This is a genomic window from Streptomyces sp. WELS2, assembly GCF_013870595.1.
In the GTDB taxonomy this organism is placed as follows: Bacteria; Actinomycetota; Actinomycetes; order Streptomycetales; family Streptomycetaceae; genus Streptomyces.
The window spans coordinates 1-19,410 of record NZ_JACBWZ010000042.1 but is presented as its reverse complement, the minus strand read 5'-3'; the positions used below and the strand labels follow the sequence as shown (position 1 = coordinate 19,410).

19 protein-coding genes and 1 tRNA gene are annotated in these 19,410 nt (G+C 71.0%); 6 read left to right on the top strand and 14 right to left on the bottom strand.

Going from position 1 to position 19,410, the window contains the following annotated elements; translation table 11 throughout:
• Window positions 1-468: response regulator transcription factor (locus tag H5J33_RS04835; RefSeq protein WP_181793535.1), on the top strand; the 468-nt coding region annotated here is incomplete at its 5' end.
• On the opposite strand, the gene tamR is transcribed toward H5J33_RS04835, so the two are convergent.
• Window positions 427-924, bottom strand: a complete 498-nt coding sequence (tamR, locus tag H5J33_RS04830; RefSeq protein ID WP_030616064.1) for a MarR family transcriptional regulator TamR — start codon at window positions 922-924, stop codon at window positions 427-429. The genes H5J33_RS04835 and tamR overlap by 42 nt on opposite strands.
• Before the next feature lie 88 nt (window positions 925-1,012).
• Between tamR and H5J33_RS04825 the strand changes: the two genes are divergently transcribed.
• Window positions 1,013-1,828, top strand: a complete 816-nt coding sequence (locus H5J33_RS04825) for a trans-aconitate 2-methyltransferase (RefSeq protein WP_181793534.1) — start codon at window positions 1,013-1,015, stop codon at window positions 1,826-1,828.
• A gap of 112 nt (window positions 1,829-1,940) precedes the next feature.
• Here H5J33_RS04825 and H5J33_RS04820 read toward each other — a convergent pair whose 3' ends face one another.
• Both H5J33_RS04820 and H5J33_RS04815 read right to left on the bottom strand, forming a co-directional pair.
• A complete protein-coding gene (locus H5J33_RS04820; RefSeq protein ID WP_181793533.1) occupies window positions 1,941-2,618 on the bottom strand; it encodes a TetR/AcrR family transcriptional regulator in 678 nt (225 codons plus the stop codon).
• A complete protein-coding gene (locus H5J33_RS04815) occupies window positions 2,615-3,622 on the bottom strand; it encodes an acyl-CoA desaturase (protein ID WP_181793532.1) in 1,008 nt (335 codons plus the stop codon). Before H5J33_RS04815 ends, H5J33_RS04820 begins: the two co-directional genes overlap by 4 nt.
• Window positions 3,623-3,928: 306 nt before the next feature.
• Between H5J33_RS04815 and ppc the strand changes: the two genes are divergently transcribed.
• Entirely contained in the window at window positions 3,929-6,661 is a 2,733-nt protein-coding gene (gene ppc, locus H5J33_RS04810; RefSeq protein ID WP_181793531.1) for a phosphoenolpyruvate carboxylase, read from the top strand.
• An 81-nt stretch (window positions 6,662-6,742) separates the two neighbouring features.
• On the opposite strand, the gene H5J33_RS04805 is transcribed toward ppc, so the two are convergent.
• From H5J33_RS04805 to H5J33_RS04775, 7 genes are all read right to left on the bottom strand, one after another.
• Complete coding sequence (locus tag H5J33_RS04805) at window positions 6,743-7,249, bottom strand: hypothetical protein (protein WP_181793530.1); 507 nt, start codon at window positions 7,247-7,249, stop codon at window positions 6,743-6,745.
• A 92-nt stretch (window positions 7,250-7,341) separates the two neighbouring features.
• Window positions 7,342-7,944: an aminoacyl-tRNA hydrolase gene (gene pth / locus H5J33_RS04800; protein WP_181793529.1), complete on the bottom strand. Its 603-nt coding sequence runs from the start codon at window positions 7,942-7,944 to the stop codon at window positions 7,342-7,344.
• A gap of 69 nt (window positions 7,945-8,013) precedes the next feature.
• Entirely contained in the window at window positions 8,014-8,607 is a 594-nt protein-coding gene (locus tag H5J33_RS04795) for a 50S ribosomal protein L25/general stress protein Ctc (protein WP_181793528.1), read from the bottom strand.
• A 206-nt stretch (window positions 8,608-8,813) separates the two neighbouring features.
• Window positions 8,814-9,794: a ribose-phosphate diphosphokinase gene (locus H5J33_RS04790; protein ID WP_181793527.1), complete on the bottom strand. Its 981-nt coding sequence runs from the start codon at window positions 9,792-9,794 to the stop codon at window positions 8,814-8,816.
• A gap of 154 nt (window positions 9,795-9,948) precedes the next feature.
• Entirely contained in the window at window positions 9,949-11,397 is a 1,449-nt protein-coding gene (gene glmU / locus H5J33_RS04785) for a bifunctional UDP-N-acetylglucosamine diphosphorylase/glucosamine-1-phosphate N-acetyltransferase GlmU (protein ID WP_181793526.1), read from the bottom strand.
• A 121-nt stretch (window positions 11,398-11,518) separates the two neighbouring features.
• Window positions 11,519-11,589, bottom strand: a tRNA-Gln gene (locus tag H5J33_RS04780).
• A gap of 6 nt (window positions 11,590-11,595) precedes the next feature.
• The gene (locus H5J33_RS04775) at window positions 11,596-12,468 is read right to left on the bottom strand and encodes a hypothetical protein (protein WP_181793525.1); all 873 of its coding nucleotides are present in this window, start codon (window positions 12,466-12,468) and stop codon (window positions 11,596-11,598) included.
• 166 nt (window positions 12,469-12,634) lie between these two features.
• On the opposite strand from H5J33_RS04775, the gene H5J33_RS04770 reads away from it, so the two are divergent.
• Window positions 12,635-13,963 (top strand): sensor histidine kinase, encoded by a 1,329-nt coding sequence (locus tag H5J33_RS04770; protein WP_181793524.1) that lies wholly within the window; start codon window positions 12,635-12,637, stop codon window positions 13,961-13,963.
• 18 nt (window positions 13,964-13,981) lie between these two features.
• Here the strand turns inward: H5J33_RS04770 and H5J33_RS04765 are convergent, their stop codons facing one another.
• Both H5J33_RS04765 and H5J33_RS04760 read right to left on the bottom strand, forming a co-directional pair.
• Window positions 13,982-14,473, bottom strand: a complete 492-nt coding sequence (locus H5J33_RS04765; RefSeq protein ID WP_181793523.1) for an SUKH-3 domain-containing protein — start codon at window positions 14,471-14,473, stop codon at window positions 13,982-13,984.
• A 67-nt stretch (window positions 14,474-14,540) separates the two neighbouring features.
• The gene (locus H5J33_RS04760) at window positions 14,541-15,056 is read right to left on the bottom strand and encodes a YwqJ-related putative deaminase (RefSeq protein WP_181793522.1); all 516 of its coding nucleotides are present in this window, start codon (window positions 15,054-15,056) and stop codon (window positions 14,541-14,543) included.
• Window positions 15,057-15,357: 301 nt separating this feature from the next.
• Here H5J33_RS04760 and H5J33_RS04755 point away from each other — a divergent pair, with 301 nt between their 5' ends.
• Both H5J33_RS04755 and H5J33_RS04750 read left to right on the top strand, forming a co-directional pair.
• On the top strand, window positions 15,358-16,353 hold the full coding sequence (locus H5J33_RS04755) for an SMI1/KNR4 family protein (RefSeq protein WP_181793521.1): 996 nt from the start codon (window positions 15,358-15,360) through the stop codon (window positions 16,351-16,353).
• Between the two features lie 10 nt (window positions 16,354-16,363).
• The gene (locus H5J33_RS04750; protein ID WP_181793520.1) at window positions 16,364-17,128 is read left to right on the top strand and encodes a hypothetical protein; all 765 of its coding nucleotides are present in this window, start codon (window positions 16,364-16,366) and stop codon (window positions 17,126-17,128) included.
• Here the strand turns inward: H5J33_RS04750 and H5J33_RS04745 are convergent.
• Both H5J33_RS04745 and H5J33_RS04740 read right to left on the bottom strand, forming a co-directional pair.
• A complete protein-coding gene (locus tag H5J33_RS04745; RefSeq protein WP_181793536.1) occupies window positions 17,100-18,380 on the bottom strand; it encodes a nucleotide sugar dehydrogenase in 1,281 nt (426 codons plus the stop codon). The two genes, H5J33_RS04750 and H5J33_RS04745, sit on opposite strands and share 29 nt — an antisense overlap.
• An 82-nt stretch (window positions 18,381-18,462) precedes the next feature.
• Window positions 18,463-19,410: glycosyltransferase (locus tag H5J33_RS04740; RefSeq protein WP_181793519.1), on the bottom strand; the 948-nt coding region annotated here is incomplete at its 5' end.

Sequence of the window (19,410 nt, the reverse complement as noted above, 5' to 3'; positions counted from 1 at the left end):
GTACGGGATGTCGCGCAGGGCGTCGACGCCGAGCAGCGCCGCGCGGCCCTCGCCCTCCAGGCCGGCGCCTCCGGCTGGGTCGCCAAGGACTCCTCGCTGTCCCGGCTGCTGACGGTGATACGGGGTGTGCTGCGCGACGAGACCCATCTGCCGCCCGCGCTGCTCACCGGGGTGCTCAAGGAGCTGACGGCGGCCCGCCGGCACCGCACCGAGAGCGAGCGGCTGGTGGAGTCCCTCACCCCCAGGGAGCGGGAGGTGCTGCGCTGCATGGTCGCCGGGCTGGGCCGCAAGGCCGTCGCCGAGCGGCTGTTCCTCTCCCCGCACACCGTCCGCACCCATATGCAGAACGTCCTGGGCAAGCTGGGCGTCCACTCCACGCTGGCGGCCGTCGCGCTCGCCCGGCGGGCCGGGGTGGGGCCGGTGGACCTAGCCGGGGATGTTGTCGAACGGGGCGGTCAGCTGGCGTAGCAGCCCGGCCAGTTCCGCGCGCTGGGCCCGGGACAGCTCGGCCAGGATCGCCCGCTCCTGCTCCAGCAGTCCCGCCAGCGCCTGGTCCGCGCGGTCCCGGCCCTCGTCGGTCAGCCGGACCAGCACGCCACGGCGGTCGCTGGGGTCGGGCAGCCGCTCCACCAGGCCCTTCTTCGCCAGCCGGTCGATGCGGTTGGTCATCGTGCCCGAGGTGACCAGGGTCTGCGTCAGCAGCTGGCCGGGGGAGAGCTGGTACGGCGTGCCCGCGCGCCGCAGCGCGGTCAGCACGTCGAACTCCCAGGGCTCCAGCTGGTGCTCGGAGAAGGCGAGCCGGCGGGCACGGTCCAGATGCCGGGCGAGTCGGCTCACCCGGCTCAGCACTTCCAGCGGCTCCACGTCGAGGTCCGGGCGCTCCCGGCGCCACGCTGCGACCAGCCGATCGACCTCGTCCTCCATGGAGATCAGTGTAGTGGTTGTGTCGACGTGAAGTCTCTTGATGTCGAGCCTCTTGAAGTGGAGATACTTTGCGGGGGACAGTGGACCCATGACCACACCCCGCTGGGACCCCGCCCAGTACCTCCGCCACGCCGGCCACCGCACCCGCCCCTTCACCGACCTCCTCGCGCGCCTTCCGGACCCGCCCCGCGACCGCCCCCGCGTCGCCGACCTCGGCTGCGGCCCCGGCAACGTCACCGCCCTGCTCGCCGGACGATGGCCCACCGCCCGCGTCACCGGGTACGACAACTCCCCCGAGATGCTCGACCGGGCCCGCGCCGACCACGAGGGCCCCACGGAAGGCGGCGGCCGGCTGGACTTCGCCCACGCCGACGCACGGACCTGGACGCCCGGGGAGCCGTACGACCTGATCGTCTCCAACGCCACCCTGCAGTGGGTGCCGGGCCACGCCGACCGGTTCGCCGACTGGACCTCGGCCCTCACGCCCGGCGGCGCCCTCGCCTTCCAGGTCCCCGACAACCTCGGCGCCCCGCTGCACACCCTGCTGCGCGACCTCGCCGCCACCCCCCGCTGGCGCTCCCGCCTCGCCGGCGCCACACGCGCCACCGACTCGGTGCACACCCCCGGCTTCTACCTGGACCGCCTCGCCCGCCTGGGCTGCGAGACCGATGTGTGGCAGACCACCTACCAGCACGTCCTCCGGGGCGAGGACCCGGTGCTCGACTGGGCGAAGGGCACCGCGCTGCGGCCCGCCCTCACCGCGCTCGCCGACGACCCCGAGGCGCGCGAGGCGTTCCTCGCCGAGTACCGCACCCTGCTGCGCACCGCCTACCCGAGCGCCGCCTACGGCACGGTCCTGCCGTTCCGCCGCCTGTTCGCGGTCGCTGTGAAGCGACCCCTGTGACGGAGGCGCTGTGACGGAGGCGCTGTGACGGAGGTGCTGTGAAGGGAACGTTGTGATGAGGGCGCTGTGAATGGGAACGCCGAGAAAGGGGGCTGTGAACCGAGTTCACGCCCTACGCCTTGCGGTGGCCTATCAACCGTGGCTTCTGCTCCAGGCCGTCCAGGCCGTGCCACGCCAGGTTCACCAGGTGCGCCGCCACCTCCGCCTTCTTCGGCCGGCGCACGTCCAGCCACCACTGCCCGGTCAGCGCCACCATCCCGACCAGCGCCTGGGCGTAGAGCGGGGCCAGCTTCGGATCGAAGCCCCGCGACTTGAACTCGCGGCCCAGGATGTCCTCCACCTGGGTCGCGATATCGGAGATCAGGGACGCGAAGGACCCCGTGGACTGCGGGATGGGCGAGTCACGGACCAGGATGCGGAACCCGTCCGTGTACTCCTCGATGTAGTCCAGCAGCGCGAACGCCGCCTGCTCGCACAGCTCACGCGGATGGCCGGCGGTCAGCGAGCCGGTCACCATGTCCAGCAGGCGCCGCATCTCCCGGTCCACCACCACCGCGTACAGCCCCTCCTTCCCGCCGAAGTGCTCGTACACCACCGGCTTGGACACCCCGGCCTTCGCCGCGATCTCCTCCACCGACGTGCCCTCGAAGCCCTTCGCCGCGAAGAGGGTGCGACCGATCTCCAGCAGCTGCTGGCGGCGCTCGGCACCGGTCATACGGGTCCGGCGGGTCCGCCGCTGCTTGTCGTTGCCTGAAGTGCTGCTGGAGTCGGTCGCCACGGCGTCAATCATGCCGCCTCGGCGGGTTCCCTCCGGCGCCGGGAGCCGCCATCGCCGGTGTTCCGCCGCGAATCGATACGCGAGCGTGACGGCCAGCGCACGTCATACGCCCAGCCCAGCAGCTCGAACCAGCGGATGAACCGCGCCGAGGAGTCCAGCTGGCCGCGCATCACCCCGTGCCGCGCCGAGGTCGGGTCGGCGTGGTGCAGGTTGTGCCAGGACTCGCCGCAGGACAGGATCGCCAGCCACCACACGTTGCCCGAACGGTCCCGCGACTTGAACGGCCGCTTGCCCACCGCGTGGCAGATCGAGTTGATCGACCACGTCACATGGTGCAACAGCGCCACCCGCACGAGTGAACCCCAGAAGAACGCGGTGAACGCGCCCCACCACGACATCGTCACCAGACCGCCGATCAGCGGCGGCAGCAGCAGCGACACCAGCGTCCACATCACGAACTGCCGGGAGATCGCCCGGATGGCCGGGTCCTTGATCAGATCCGGGGCGTACTTGTCCTGCGGGGTCTGCTCCTCGTCGAACATCCAGCCGATGTGCGCCCACCACAGGCCCTTCATCAGCGCCGGAACCGTCTCCCCGAACCGCCACGGGGAGTGCGGGTCGCCCTCGGCGTCGGAGAACTTGTGATGCTTGCGGTGATCGGCGACCCACCGCACCACCGGCCCCTCCACCGCCAGCGACCCCATGATCGCCAGCGCGATCCGCAGCGGCCGCTTGGCCTTGAACGAGCCATGGGTGAAATACCGGTGGAAACCGATCGTGATCCCATGGCAGCCGAGGAAGTAGAAGAACACCAGCAGGCCCAGATCGAGCCAGCTCACCCCCCATCCCCAGGCCAGCGGCACCGCCGCCACCAGCGCCAGGAACGGCACGGTGATGAAGAGCAGCAGCGTGATCTGCTCGATCGAACGCTTCTGCTCACCGCCCAGCGTGGCGGAGGGAGCAGCCGTGTCGGTGGCCTCACGGGCCTCGGCGATCACATCGGAGCTTGAGGTCATACGCGTCCCCTGTGGGGTCGAGAGTCGAGTCGGAATGCCGGGGCAGCCGGGACCGGACGGGACTCGACGGTACTTCCCTACGGTTCCGTAACCTACGGCATCGTAAGTATGGCAGTGCGTCATGCCGCGGCAAGAGCCCCAGACCCTGCGCGTCCACATCGCCACCTATCCTTGGAAACGGTCGGACAGCGCGGTCCGCTGAAGTTTCCTTCCCGGACGCCACGGCCCGTATGCGGCGCCCCGCCGCGCGGTGGCCGGCCGGGTTCCCCGCCAGCCGAGCTTCAACACTGCAAGGAGCCGCAACCTGTGAGCAGTGCCGACGACCAGACCACCACAACCAGCAGCGAGCTGCGCGCCGACATCCGCCGGCTGGGCGACCTCCTGGGCGAGACCCTCGTCCGGCAGGAGGGCCCCGAACTCCTCGAACTGGTCGAGAAGGTCCGCCGCCTCACCCGCGAGGACGGCGAAGCCGCCGCCGAGCTGCTGCGTGGCACCGAACTGGAGACCGCGGCCAAGCTGGTCCGCGCCTTCTCCACCTACTTCCACCTCGCCAACGTCACCGAGCAGGTGCACCGCGGCCGCGAGCTGCGCGCCCGCCGTGCCGCCGAGGGCGGCCTGCTCGCCCGCACCGCCGACCGGCTCAAGGACGCCGACCCCGAGCACCTGCGCCAGACCGTGCAGAACCTCAACGTCCGCCCGGTCTTCACCGCCCACCCCACCGAGGCCGCCCGCCGGTCCGTGCTCAACAAGCTGCGGCGCATCGCGGCCCTCCTGGACACCCCCGTCCTCGACAGCGACCGCCGCCGCCACGACGTCCGCCTCGCCGAGAACATCGACCTCGTCTGGCAGACCGACGAGCTGCGCGTCGTACGCCCCGAACCCGCCGACGAGGCCCGCAACGCCATCTACTACCTGGACGAACTGCACGCCGGCGCCGTCGGCGACGTCCTGGAGGACCTCACCGCCGAACTCGAGCGCGTCGGCGTCAAGCTCCCCGACGACACCCGCCCGCTCACCTTCGGCACCTGGATCGGCGGCGACCGCGACGGCAACCCCAACGTCACCCCCCAGGTCACCTGGGACATCCTGATCCTCCAGCACGAACACGGCATCAACGACGCCCTGGAGACGATCGACGAACTGCGCGGCCTGCTCTCCAACTCCATCCGCTACACCGGAGCCACCCGGGAACTGCTCGACTCCCTCCAGCAGGACCTCGAGCTGCTCCCCGAGATCAGCCCCCGCTACAAGCGCCTCAACGCCGAGGAGCCCTACCGGCTCAAGGCCACCTGCGTCCGGCAGAAGCTGGTCAACACCAAGCAGCGCCTCGCCAAGGGCACCCCGCACGAGGACGGCCGCGACTACCTCGGCACCGCCGAGCTGCTGAAGGACCTCAGGATCATCCAGGCCTCCCTGCGCGAACACCGCGGCGGCCTGTTCGCCGACGGCCGCCTGGCCCGCACCATCCGCACCCTGGCCGCCTTCGGCCTCCAGCTCGCCACCATGGACGTCCGCGAACACGCCGACGCCCACCACCACGCCCTCGGCCAGCTCTTCGACCGGCTCGGCGAGGAGTCCTGGCGCTACGCCGACATGCCCCGCGAGTACCGGGCCAAGCTCCTCGCCAAGGAACTGCGCTCCAGAAGGCCGCTCGCCCCCACCCCGGCCCCCGTCGACGCCGCCGGACAGAAGACCCTCGGCGTCTTCCAGACGGTCAAGAAGGCCCTGGAGGTCTTCGGCCCCGAGGTCATCGAGTCCTACATCATCTCCATGTGCCAGGGCGCCGACGACGTCTTCGCCGCCACCGTCCTCGCCCGCGAGGCCGGCCTCATCGACCTGCACGCCGGCTGGGCGAAGATCGGCATCGTCCCCCTGCTGGAGACCACCGACGAGCTGAAGGCCGCCGACACCATCCTGGAGGACATGCTCTCCGACCCGTCCTACCGGCGCCTGGTCGCGCTCCGGGGCGACGTCCAGGAGGTCATGCTCGGCTACTCCGACTCCTCCAAGTTCGGCGGCATCACCACCAGCCAGTGGGAGATCCACCGCGCCCAGCGCCGGCTGCGCGACGTCGCCCACCGCTACGGCGTCCGGCTGCGCCTCTTCCACGGCCGCGGCGGCACCGTCGGCCGCGGCGGCGGCCCCTCCCACGACGCCATCCTCGCCCAGCCCTGGGGCACCCTGGAAGGCGAGATCAAGGTCACCGAGCAGGGCGAGGTCATCTCCGACAAGTACCTCATCCCCTCCCTCGCCCGGGAGAACCTGGAACTGACGGTCGCGGCCACCCTGCAGGCCTCCGCCCTGCACACCGCCCCCCGTCAGTCCGACGAGGCCCTCGCCCGCTGGGACGCGGCCATGGACGTCGTCTCCGACGCCGCCCACGCCGCCTACCGCCGCCTGGTCGAGGACCCGGACCTGCCGACGTACTTCCTCGCGTCGACGCCGGTCGACCAGCTCGCCGACCTGCACCTGGGCTCCCGGCCCTCCCGCCGCCCCGGCTCCGGCGTCTCGCTCGACGGCCTGCGCGCCATCCCCTGGGTGTTCGGCTGGACCCAGTCCCGGCAGATCGTCCCCGGCTGGTTCGGCGTCGGCTCCGGCCTGAAGGCCCTGCGCGAGGCCGGTCTGGACACCGTGCTCGACGAGATGCACCAGGAGTGGCACTTCTTCCGCAACTTCATCTCCAACGTCGAGATGACCCTCGCCAAGACGGACCTGCGGATCGCCCGGCACTACGTCGACACCCTCGTCCCCGACGAGCTCAAGCACGTCTTCGACACCATCCAGGCCGAACACGAGCTGACCGTCGCCGAGGTCCTGAAGGTCACCGGCGAGAAGGAACTGCTGGACGCCCAGCCCGTCCTCAAGCAGACCTTCGCCATCCGCGACGCCTACCTGGACCCCATCTCCTACCTCCAGGTCGCCCTGCTCAAGCGGCAGCGCGACGCGGTCGCGGCCGGCGTCACCCCCGACCCGCTGCTCTCCCGCGCCCTGCTCCTCACCGTCAACGGCGTGGCGGCGGGCCTGCGCAACACCGGCTGATCATCACCGGCCGGAAACCCGCGAAAAAGGGTGCCCCCGAGGTCGTACGACCCCGGGGGCACCCCCTTCTCCCGGCTCGGCTCACTGCACCGCCACGAACGCCGCCGTCAGCAGCCCCGCACCGGCCAGCCCCAGCACCCACGCCGGCCGCGTCAGCCGCATCCCGCCCGCGACCACCACCGACGCCAGCAGCAGCGCCCCGCCCAGCGGCAGCCACGCCAGCAGGATCCCCGCCGGACCCGACCGCACCGCCTCCCCCGTACCGGGCTTCAGCACCACGTCGTACACCGCCCCCGCGCGCACCGCCACCGACCTGTCCAGCTCCACACCGGCACGGGCCCGTCCCCCCGCCGACGCCGGCGTGAACGGCCCCGTACAGACGTCCCCGGCACACCGCGTCACCCGCACCGTGCCGGACTCACGCCCCTTCGCCAGCATCACGTGCTGTGCGGTCCCCCAGGAACCCCACACCCCGGCGAACAGGATCAGCGCGGCGAGCGCACCCATCACGGCGACCCGGCCGAACCGCAACGCGGTCCCGGACGCCTGACGAGCGGTACTGGCGGTGGCAGGCATGGCCGGGATCATTGGCCATACCCCTGCGAGCGGTCAACTCCGGCGGCCGGCCTGGGCGGACAAGTCACGAGTTGTACGACACCCCGCCCACCCGCACCCGGCCCTCACGAGTTGTACGCGCTCTGCGCCCGCTCCAGCCCCTCGCCCACCAGGCACTCCACCGCGTCCGCCGCACGGTCCACGAAGTAGTCCAGCTCCTTGCGCTCCGCCGACGAGAAGTCCTTCAGCACGAAATCGGCCACCTGCATCCGCCCCGGCGGCCGGCCGATCCCGAACCGCACCCGGTGATAATCCGGCCCCATCGCCTTCGTCATCGACTTCAGACCGTTGTGCCCGTTGTCCCCGCCGCCCAGCTTCAGCCGCAGCGTGCCGTAGTCGATGTCCAGCTCGTCATGGACCGCCACGATGTTCCCCACCGGAACCTTGTAGAAATCCCGCAGCGCGTTCACCGGACCACCGGACAGATTCATGAACGACATCGGCTTCGCCAGGATCACCCGGCGGCTCGCCGGCCCGGCCGGACCCACCCGGCCCTCCAGCACCTGCGCCTGCGCCTTGCCCGCCCGCTTGAACTTCCCCCCGATCCGCTCCGCGAGCAGGTCCACCACCATGAAGCCGACATTGTGCCGGTTCATCGCGTACTCCGGCCCCGGATTGCCGAGCCCGACGATCAGCCAGGGGGCACTGGCGGGAGTGGTCACGTCCATCTCTCCTTGATACGCGCCAGCCGCTGCCCCCCACGGGAACAGCGGCTGACGAAACGACGACTACGAGGCTCAGGCCTCGGCGGCCTCTTCACCCTCGGCGGACTCGCCCTCGGTCTCCTCGGCCTGCGCCTGCAGCACCTGGATGACGACGGCGTCCTCGTCCACGGCCAGCGACACGCCGTTCGGCAGCGTGATGTCCTTGGCGTGGATCGAGGCACCGGCCTCCAGACCCTCGACGGAGACGGTCACGGCCTCCGGGATGTGCGTGGCCTCGGCCTCGACCGGCAGCGCGTCCAGGACGTGCTCCAGCAGGTTGCCACCCGGGGCCAGCTCGCCCTCGGTGTGCACCGGGATCTCGACCTGGACCTTCTCGCCACGCTTGACCAGCAGCAGGTCCACGTGCTCCAGGAAGCCCTTCAGCGGGTCACGCTGCACGGCCTTCGGAATCGCCAGCTCGTTGGTCTTGCCGTCGATGTCCAGGGAGATCAGGACGTTCGGCGTACGCAGCGCCAGCAGCAGCTCGTGACCCGGCAGGGTCAGGTGCACCGGCTCGGAGCCGTGGCCGTACAGAACGACCGGCACCTTGTTGTCACGGCGGATGCGACGGGCCGCACCCTTGCCGAACTCGGTGCGGGTCTCGGCGGCGAGCTTCACCTCGGACATATGGATCACTCCTCGTAGGATCTCGGAACGGACGTGGTCACCCGGCCACGAACGGCCTGCTACGAAGAGCGCGTCGATAACGGACCGCCGTATTCGCAGACACGAGTACGGCCTCCCTCGCCGAGCAACTCGGGCAGTCTACTCGGAGGGGGAGGCCGCACTCAAAACGATCAACCGCTAACCCGCGGCGCGGCGCAGCAGAAACCTCACTGCTCGTCGAAGAGGCTCGTCACCGAACCATCCTCGAACACCTCACGCACCGCACTCGCGATCGTCGGAGCGATCGACAGCACCGTGATCTTGTCCAGATCCCGGCCCAGCTCCGCCGGCGTCGGCAGCGTGTTCGTGAACACGAACTCGCTCACCCGCGAGTTCTTCAGCCGGTCCGCCGCCGGACCCGACAGCACACCGTGCGTCGCCGTCACGATGACGTCCTCCGCACCGTGCGCGAACAGCGCGTCGGCCGCCGCGCAGATCGTGCCACCGGTGTCGATCATGTCGTCCACCAGCACACACACGCGGCCCTTGACCTCGCCCACGACCTCGTGGACCGTCACCTGGTTCGCCACGTCCTTGTCACGCCGCTTGTGCACGATCGCCAGCGGCGCACCGAGCCGGTCACACCACCGGTCCGCCACCCGCACCCGGCCCGCGTCCGGGGACACCACCGTCAGCTTGTCCCGGTCCACCTTCTTGCCCACGTAGTCCGCCAGCAGCGGCAGCGCGAACAGATGGTCCACCGGACCGTCGAAGAAGCCCTGGATCTGATCCGTGTGCAGATCCACCGTCAGGATGCGGTCGGCACCCGCCGTCTTCATCAGATCCGCGATCAGACGCGCCGAGATCGGTTCACGACCCCGGTGCTTCTTGTCCTGCCGCGCGTAACCGTAGAACGGCACGATGACGGTGATCGACCGCGCCGAAGCCCGCTTCAGCGCATCGATCATGATCAACTGCTCCATGATCCACTGATTGATCGGAGCCGTGTGGCTCTGGATCACAAAGCAGTCCGCACCACGCGCCGACTCCTGGTAACGGACGTAGATCTCACCGTTCGCGAAGTCGAAGGCCTTCGTCGGGACGACCCCGACACCCAGCTGCTGGGCGACCTCCTCGGCAAGCTCGGGGTGGGCGCGGCCGGAGAAGAACATCAACTTCTTCTCGCCGGTCGTCTTGATCCCGGTCACAGCACAGTCTCCTCAGAGGTTGTCTCAGCCAGCCGGCTGCTCGGCGACCTCTCGGCTGGGCATGAGAGGCCGAATCAGCTGGTAAGGGTGCGGGGTGCACATGTGCGGATGTGCACTTATCACGGTACGCCGACTTTGGCGCACACGTTTCCGGTCAGTCCTCGCTCTCGCCACGCCGGGACACCGCCTCGGCCGCCTTCGCCGCCGCGCTCCCCGGCCGCTTCCGGGCCACCCAACCCTCGATATTCCGCTGCTGGCCACGGGCCACGGCCAGCGAACCCGGCGGCACATCCTTCGTGATCACCGACCCGGCGGCGGTGTACGCACCGTCCCCGACCGTGACAGGAGCCACAAACATGTTGTCCGAACCCGTCCGGCAGTGCGACCCGATCGTCGTGTGATGCTTGTCCTGCCCGTCATAGTTCACGAACACGCTCGCCGCGCCGATGTTCGTGTACTCACCGATCGTCGCGTCCCCCACATACGACAGGTGAGGCACCTTCGTGCCCTCCCCGATCGACGCGTTCTTCGTCTCGACGTACGTCCCGATCTTGCCCTTCGCACCCAGCCGGGTACCCGGACGCAGATACGCGTACGGCCCCACACTCGCCCCCGCGCCGATCCGCGCCCCGTCCGACACCGTGTTGTCCACCCGCGCCCCCGCGCCCACGTGCGTGTCCCTCAGCCGGCTGTTCGGCCCGACCTCGGCGCCCTCGCCCAGATGCGTCGACCCGGTCAGCTGCGTACCCGGATGCACCACCGCGTCCCGCTCGAACGACACGGTCACATCCACCCAGGTGGTCGCCGGATCGACCACCGTCACACCGTCCAGCATCGCCCGCGTCAGCAGCCGGTCGTTCAGGATGCGGCGCGCCTCGGCCAGCTGCACCCGGTTGTTGATACCCGCGATCTCCCGGTGATCGGCCGCGACCGACGCGCCGACCCGGTGCCCGGCGTCCCGCAGGATCCCGAGCACGTCCGTCAGGTACTCCTCGCCCTGGCTGTTGTCCGTGCGCACCTTCTTCAGCGCGTCCGCCAGCAACTGCCCGTCGAACGCGAACACACCGCTGTTGATCTCCCGGATCGAGCGCTGCGCGTCGGTCGCGTCCTTGTGCTCCACGATCGCGGTGACGGCACCCGTCGCCTCGTCCCGCACGATCCGGCCGTAGCCGGTCGCGTCCGGCACCTCGGCCGTCAGCACGGTCACGGCGTTGCCGTCCGCGTGATGCGTCCCGGTGAGCCGCTGAAGCGTCTCGGCGGTCAGCAGCGGGGTGTCCCCGCACACCACCACGACCGTGCCGTCCACGGCACCGCCCAGCTCCTCCAGGCCCATCCGCACGGCGTGCCCCGTGCCGTTCTGCTCCGCCTGCACGGCGGTCCTGGTGTCCGGGTCGATCCCGGCGAGGTGGGCGCTCACCTGCTCGCGGGCGTGACCGACCACGACGACGAGGTTCTCGGGGGTCAGCGCGCGGGCTGCGGCCAGCACATGGCCGACGAGGGAGCGGCCGCAGATCTCGTGCAGGACCTTGGGTGTGGCCGACTTCATACGGGTGCCCTCACCCGCTGCGAGAACGACGACGGCTGCCGGGCGGATGGCACTCACGGGGTTGCCCTTCGGCTGGGGGTGGGTGGGTGACAGCCGCAGGATACCGGGGGGAGGGGTGGGGGAGATGGGGGCGGGCCCTGACGCGGTGTTGCCGGTCAGGACCCGAACTGAGGATGTGCTCCCGGGGGAGGACTCGAACCCCCATAATCAGAGCCAAAATCTGACGTCTTGCCCTTAGACGACCCGGGATTACCGCTATGTCCGATTTCCTAGATCGGGCGCGGTGGCAGCACCTACTATGCCGTACCACCAGCCCTCAATGCGACGGTACAGCCCGGCGCTTTGCCGCACGATGATGACGAGACACCCTCGATAACTCTCGCCGGTGTTCTTGCGGACGGTCTTCGGGTTGTGTCGCTTCAGGGTGGTTTTGCCGAAGCGGTCGAGCCCGGCGCCGACAACGCCGGCCCAATACTTCTCGGCGTCCTCCACGTCGGCCGACTCGTGAATCATCAGCCGATAACTCACGTGGTCGCGTTCCACTCGCACCAGATCCAGCCAGGCCAGGAACAAGCGGATCATGTCGGGGTCGCTGTTGACGAAAACGACCCGCTCCCGGCGGGCGTGCGGTTTGTCCTTCGAACCCTCGGCCCAGTACAGGGCGACACCCGCGATGAACAGTTCGCGCTCGGAGACTTCGCCGATCTCTTCTCTCGCCGCCTTCTTCGTCTCGCGCCGCTCCTCGTCACGGACCGCCAGCTCGTGTTCCCACCTCTTTCGCGATGCGAGCTTCGCCTGCTCGGCCGGATCGCGTCGCTCCGGCCTCGGCAGATCCCGTACCCACAGCGAGATCGAGCTCTTGGAGCACCCCAGCTCCAGCTGGATGCGGTCGTACGTCCAGCCCTGGAGGCGCAGCTGCCTCGCCCGGTCCCGCAGGTCGTCCTTGGCGTTGGGGCGCTTTGTCCACTCGGGTGGCGGCTCGCCTGCCAGGAGGCGGTTGAGGATGTCGTTGTTGTCGACGTGCAGCCGGTCGCGGATCTGGCGCCGGCTCAGTCCTTCCCGCCGCAGCGCCACCGCCCGTTCCCGCAGTCCCTCGAAGTCGGCGTATTTGCCGTATGTCCGTGCCATGGGCATACCGTCCGGCCGGAATGGGAGGTTCCGGGGTCGAACGGGAAAGGTTCACCAGTTCGAGGGATAGGGGGAGGTTTCGATGTCGTTCGGTTACGGAGTGTGGTCTGTGGAGGTAGGTGAAAGTCGCCGGAAAAGCCGCACCCGTCGCCCGTAGGCTGGAGGCATGACCACGACGGGGGAAGAGCACGCCAGGGCCCTGACCGGCCCCTGGTGGTGGGCCAGGTGGCGCAGCGCGGTGCTCGACGGGGGTCTCGCGCTGCTGTCCGCCGCGGAGTGTGCCGCGGAGGGGGTTCCGTTCGCCCGGGAGGCGGGGATCCCGGTCTCCGTGGGCCTGGTGTTCGGGCTGATCGCCGGTGCGGTGCTGCTGGTGCGGCGGAAGTGGCCGATCGCCGTGGTGCTGGTGGCGATCGCGGTGACGCCGGCCGAGATGGGCTTCCTGATGGGTGTCGTCGGCCTGTACACGCTGGCGTCGTGCGAGCTGCCGCGCCGGGTGATCGGGGCGTTGTCGGGGATGTCGTTGCTGGGCACGGCGGTGGTGACGTTCGTGCGGGTGCGGCAGGACATGGCGCGCGGTGATCTCACGCTGGGTGACTGGTTCCTGCCGTTCGCGGCGGTGACGACAGCGCTGGGGCTGACGGCTCCGCCGGTGCTGCTGGGGTTGTACGTGGGGGCGCGGCGGCGGTTGATGGAGAGCCTCAGGGAGCGGGCGGATTCGTTGGAGCGGGAGCTTCAGCTGCTCGCGGAGCGGGCGGAGGAGCGGGCCGAGTGGGCGCGCAACGAGGAGCGGACGCGGATCGCGCGGGAGATGCACGACGTGGTGGCGCACCGGGTGAGTCTGATGGTGGTGCACGCTGCGGCGTTGCAGGCGGTGGCGCGGAAGGATCCGGAGAAGGCGGTGCGGAACGCGGCTCTGGTGGGGGACATGGGGCGGCAGGCGCTGACGGAGTTGCGGGAGATGCTCGGGGTGCTGCGGGCGGGTGAGGGCGTGGTGCGGCGTGCGTCGGGGGTGCCGTTGGCGGCGGTGGGGGAGGCGGCCGAGGCGGCGGCGTCGCGGGCGGCGGTGTCCCGTGCGGCGGCCGAGGCGGGGGCGGCGGAGGGGCCGTGTCTGTCGGAGCTGGAGGAGTTGGTCGGGCAGTCGGCCGCCGCGGGGATGGTGGTGGATCTGTCGGTGGAGGGGGAGGTGCGGTCGTATCCGGCGGAGGTCGAGCAGACGGCGTACCGGGTGGTGCAGGAGGCGTTGACGAACGTCCACAAGCACGCGGCGGGTGCGAAGACGTATGTGCGGCTGGCGCACCGGGTGTCGGAGATCGCGATGCAGGTGGAGAACGAGCCGCCGCCGGAGCCGGCGTCGGCGTCGGCGGCGGGGCTGCCGTCGGGTGGGAACGGCCTGGTGGGGATGCGGGAGCGGGTCGTGGCGCTGGGTGGTGTGTTCGTGTCGGGGCCGACGGAGGCGGGTGGGTTCCGGGTGTCGGCGGTGATTCCGGCGGCGTGAGGCGGGGGCGCGCGGGGGTCAGCCGGCGGTGAGGCGTACGGGCTGGATGCCGGTGATGAGGGCGGTCAGGGCGTGGTCGATGTCGGGGCCGGTGTACCAGTCGCCGGTGTGGTCGATGGTGTAGACGCGGCCTTCGGTGTCGATGGCGAGGAGGGCGGCGGTGCCGGTTTCCTCGCCGAGGGGGCAGAGCTGGGTGCCGAGGGCGTGGCCGAGGTCGCCGAGGGTGCGGGCGAGGTGGAGGCCGTGCAGGGGGTCGAGGTGGAGGGTGGCGGGGGCGATCTGGCGGCCGGTGCCGGTGGGGGTGATGGTGAGGCCGCCGAATTCGGCCCAGGCTTCGACGGCTGCGGGGAAGACGGTGTGCCGGTGTCCGGCGGGTGAGGTGTGGGTGCGCAGGGCGTCGGCCCAGATCTCGGCTTGTTTGATGTCCCAGCGTCCGGGTTGCCAGCCGGCGGCGCGCAGGGCGGCGTCGACGGGTACGGGGAAGCGCGTGGAGGTGCGGTCGGGGTGCATCTGCCCTTCGTTCGTCGAGTGTGCCGGGTGGTTCGTGGTGGTGGGGGCGGCCGGCGGTGGGGGCGGGTCAGCCGTCGGCGGGGGTGGGGTCGACGATGCGGACGCCGAAGTGGGCGCTGAGGGCGGTGCAGGCGCGGCAGGGGGTGGCGAAGCGGCCGTGCAGGGGGTCGCCGTCCTCGCGTATGCGGCGGGTGGTGAGTTTGGCGTGTTTGAGGGCTTTGCGGGCTTCGCCGTTGGTCATGGGTCTGCGGGCGGCGCGTTTGCTGCGGGCGGCGTCGGCGGTGGTGAGGTGGCGGGAGATGAGGATGGTCTCGGCGCAGCGTCCGGTGAAGCGGTCGCGCTGGGCGCTGGTGAGGGTGTCGAGGAAGTCCTGGACGAGGGGGTGCAGGGTGGGGGGCTGGTCGCCGCGGGCGGCGGTGCAGGTGAGGGTGGTGCCGCGGACGGAGAGGGCGGCGGCGATGGCGGGCAGGATGCCGTAGCGGCGGTGCCGGAGGGTGGGGGTGGGGGGTGTCTCGGTGCCGCTCCAGTCGATGCGAGGGTCGCCGGCCCGCACGTCGGCACCTCCGGTCTGCAAGGTCGTCATGATCGTTGTCCCTCCCCTGGGGCATCCCCCCGAAGGACTTAGGGTGCCAAATGCCGTGGCTGGTGGGGAAGCTGGGGCGGGGTGACACGCGTGGTGCGGGGCGGGGTGTGACGGTGGGGTGACGGCTGGTCACGGTGGTGGGTGCCGGGACGGCCGCCGGAGCGGGTGGGCTGTGGGAAGGGGAGCCGGGTGGGGTCGCGGTGGGCCGGTGACCGGGGTGGGCGTACCGCATAGGCTGGGCGCCGTCCGCGATCGACAGCGCCGTTGAAGGCCAGAGAGAACGCCGCAGGGGGCATCCGCCATGACGACAGGTCGGCTCGGACAGCGAGCCGCGCCGCCGAACGCGGCCTACGCCGGGCAGGTCGTGCACTTTCCGGATCCGGTCCGGGCGGCACGTCACCCGAGGGGGGTGCGGGTCGACGAGCGGGGTTACCCGGATTTCTCGCCGTACGCGCGCGTGGCGGTGGAGATCGCCGAGCCGCCGGAGGGTTTCGGGGTCGATGAACTGCGGCTGACGGATTATGTGTCGGCGAACGCGGCGCTGGCGGCGGCGGGGCACGAGTTGTGGGACACGGTGCCGAATGTGGCGACGCCGCATGGCTGGACGTGGCATCACGTGGCGGGTACCCGGCGGCTGGAGCTGATCCCGGTCGAGGTGAAGGCGCTGCTGAGGCATCACGGCGGGGTGGCGACGGCGGTGGTGGACCACGCCAAGCGCGGGACGCGGCCGTTGCAGGAGTCGCGGCCGGCGCACTTCGGGCTGCCGAAGTCGGGTGTGGCGGTGACGGAGGCGCAGGTGCAGGGGATCGAGGAGGACCTGGGTTACCGGTTGCCCGGCGCGTACCGTTCGTTCCTGAAGGCGGCGGGCGGTTGTGCGCCGGTGGGCGCGGCGCTGGACGCCGGGCTGGGGCTGCTGGTGGACCAGCCGTTCTTCACGGTGCGGGACGAGGCCGCGGTCAACGACCTGGTGTACGTGAACAAGTGTCTGCGCGACCACCTGACGAAGGATTACCTCGGGGTGGGGTTCGTGCAGGGCGGGCTGCTCGCGGTGAAGGTGAAGGGCGAGCGGGCCGGTTCGGTGTGGTTCTGCGCGTACGACGATGTGCGGGACGTGGATCCGTCGTGGCCGCCGGCGGAGCGGGTGGAGCGTCTGTTGCTGCCGTGCGGTGACGACTTCGACGCGTTCCTGTCCCGGCTGGCCGGTAATCCGCCGGAGCTGGAGACGGTGGCCGGTCTGATGGTGGACGGCGGCTTCGTCCGGGTCGTCCCGGTGTCTTCCGGCCCGGTGGGGGAGTGAGCTGCACGCGATGGTGACGTACGCGCAGGCGCAGGAGCGCGCCGAGGAGTGGATCAACGGCGACGTGCCCGTGTACCAGCATCGTGAGGTGCGGGTGCGGGAGTTCGGGCTGGGGTTCGTGGTGTGGGGCGAGGACCGTGCGGAGGGTCCGCGTTCGGACGCGGGCGGTCAGCGGCTGGTGATCGCCCGGGACAGCGGGGAGGCCACGTTGTGGCCCGCGCTGCCGGTGGGTGAGGTGATCCGCCGGTACGAGGAGGAGTACGGCCGGGCCGGCGAACCGCAGGACGCGGTGCCGGCGCCCGCGCGGCTGGACCTCAACCAGACGTCGTTCCTGCTGACTCCTCCGGAGTGGTTGCAGGAGGCGTCGGACAAGCTGGGGTCGGGGGAACGGGGAGCGGGGGAGCCGGCCGGGCCGAGCGGTTCGACGGGGGTGTCGGACCTGACGGCGGGTCCGGGCTCGTCGAACACGGAGGCGCCTGCTGCGGCTGCGGCTGCGGCTTCGGGCGCGGGTTCGGTGCCGGGTGCTCCGGGCTCGGCCGGTGGGCCGGGAGTGCCCGCTCCCGCGGAGGTGCCCGAGGGTGCCACGCCCTGGGCCGGGACCGACACGAACGCGGGGTCCGGGGAGGACGACCGTTCCGTACCGCTGCCCGCGACGGTGTTCGCGCCGCCGTTGGGTGACTCGGACGACGCCTCGCGGCCCCCGGCGGTCGCGGCGGACGCGCCGACGGCACGGAGATCGCGAGGGCCTACAGCACTTCGACGCCGGGCTTGCTGATTCGCCCGCGGGTGTCGAACAGCAGCCGCGCGGTGTCCGCGAGGGCCGTCAGGTCGTAGGCGGAGTGGTCCTGGAGCAGGATCGTCAGGTCGTACTCGCGCAGCGCGGCCGCGAGGTCGCCGACGCGGGGCACCTCCGCCCCGTCCACCGACCACCGCGGCACCCGCGGGTCGTGGAAGGCGACGGCGGCCTGCCGTTCCCGCAGCAGCCGGGCCACCGGCTCCGCCGGGGTCTCGCGCAGGTCGGCGACGTCCGGCTTGTAGGTGACACCGAGCAGCAGCACCCGGGAGCCGTGCAGCGGGCGGCCGGCGGAGTTGAGCAGGTCCTGGGCGCGGCGCACCACGTACTCCGGCATCCGCCGGTTGATCTCCTGGGCCAGCCCGACGAACCGGAAGTCGTACCCCAGTGACGAACGCACCTTGTACGACAGGTAGTTGGGGTCGATCGGGATGCAGTGCCCGCCCACCCCGGGGCTCGGCCGGAAGGCCTGGAAGCCGAAGGGCTTGGTGCCCGCGCAGCGGATCGCGTCCCACACGTCCACCTGCAACTCGCGGCTGATGATGGCCAGTTCGTTGACCAGTGCGATGTTCACATGCCGGTAGGTGTTCTCCAGCAGCTTGGCCATCTCGGCCTCGCGGGTGCCCTTCGCCTGGACCACCATGTTCACGAACTTGGCGTAGAAGGCGACCGCGCGCACCGCGCACGCCGCGGTGCAGCCGCCGACCACCTTCGGGGTGTCGCGCAGCCCGTGCTGGGTGTTGCCGGGGTCGATCCGCTCGGGCGAGAAGGCGAGCGCGAAGTCCTCGCCGGCCCGCAGCCCGGACTCCTCCAGCAGCGGCCGTACGACCTCCTCGGTGGTGCCCGGGTACGTGGTCGACTCCAGTACCACCAGCTGTCCGGGGCGCAGCCGGCCGGCCACCGCCCGGGTGGCCGAGACGACCGCGTCCAGGTCGGGGCCGCCGTCCTCGCCGAGCGGGGTCGGCACGCAGATCACCACGGTCTGCGCGCCCGCCAGGCAGGCGTCGTCGCGGGTGGCGGTGAAACCGGCCGCCCGCATCCGGCGCACCTCCTCGTCGGATACGTCACCGACGTGCGAGCGGCCGGAGTTGAGCCCGGCGACGACCCGTGGGTCACGGTCCAGGCCGACCACGCGCAGGCCGACCGAGGCCGCCTCGCGGGCCAGTGGCAGTCCGACGTAGCCGAGCCCGATCACGGCGAGTTCCACCTCTCCGTACGGTGGCGGCGCTTCCATGTCCCCGAACAAGGGGGTCGGTTCGACCTGCATAGGGATTCACCCGGCCTTCGCGGCAGCACTGGTGGGGGTTCGCCGGGTGTCAGAGGCAGCCCAGCGAGCGATACGCCTCGCGGGTCGTCGCTGCGACCCGGTCCCAGGTGCGTTCCCGCGCGACCCTCGCGCGGGCGGCGGCTCCCCAATCGAGCCGCCGCTTATGACTGTAAAGCACCCTTTCGAGTTCATCCGCCCAGGCTTGTGGCGATTCAGCGGGAATCAGCCGTCCGTTCACCTCGTGTTCGACCAGCTCCCGCAGCGCCGGGAGGTCGCTGGCCAGCACGGGAAGCCCGCCCGCCATCGCCTCGACCGGCTTGAGCGGGGTCACCAGACGGCACACCCGGGCGTGGGTGCGGGGCACCGCGAACACATCCAACGCCGCGTAGTGATCCCGGACTTGGCTGTGCCGCACGCGCCCGGTGAACACGGCGGTACCGTCGTCGGCCAGGCCCAGCCGGGCGGCCAGGTACTCCAGCCGCGCCCGCTCCGGACCGTCCCCGACGATCAGCAGCCGCAGCGGCACCCCGCGCCGCCGCAGCTCTACACCCGCATGGAGCAATGTGCCGATCCCCTCGTGCGGGGTGAGGCTGCCGACCGTGCCCACCACGAACGCCTCCGGGGCGATCCCGAGGCGGGCCCGCACCGCGGCCCCGTCCGGCGGCGGCCCGAGGAACGCCGCGTCCACGGCGTTCGGCACGATCAGCACCCGCTCCTCGGGCACCCCGCGCGCCACGATCTCGGCCTTCATCGCGGCGCCCAGCGTCAGCACCAGATCGGCCCGGCGCATGCAGTACGTCTCCAGTTCCCGCCGCCCGCGGTAGACCGGGTCCGCGGCGGTGCGCGCCGGGTCCTGGCTCAGCCAGGTCTCCTCCAGGAAGCCCCGCACCTCGTAGACCACCGGCAGGCCGTAGACCTCGCGCAGGGCCAGGGCCACCCGCCCGTTGCCGTGGTCGGTGGCCGCGTGGACGCCGACTTCCTGGAGGTCGAGCAGTTC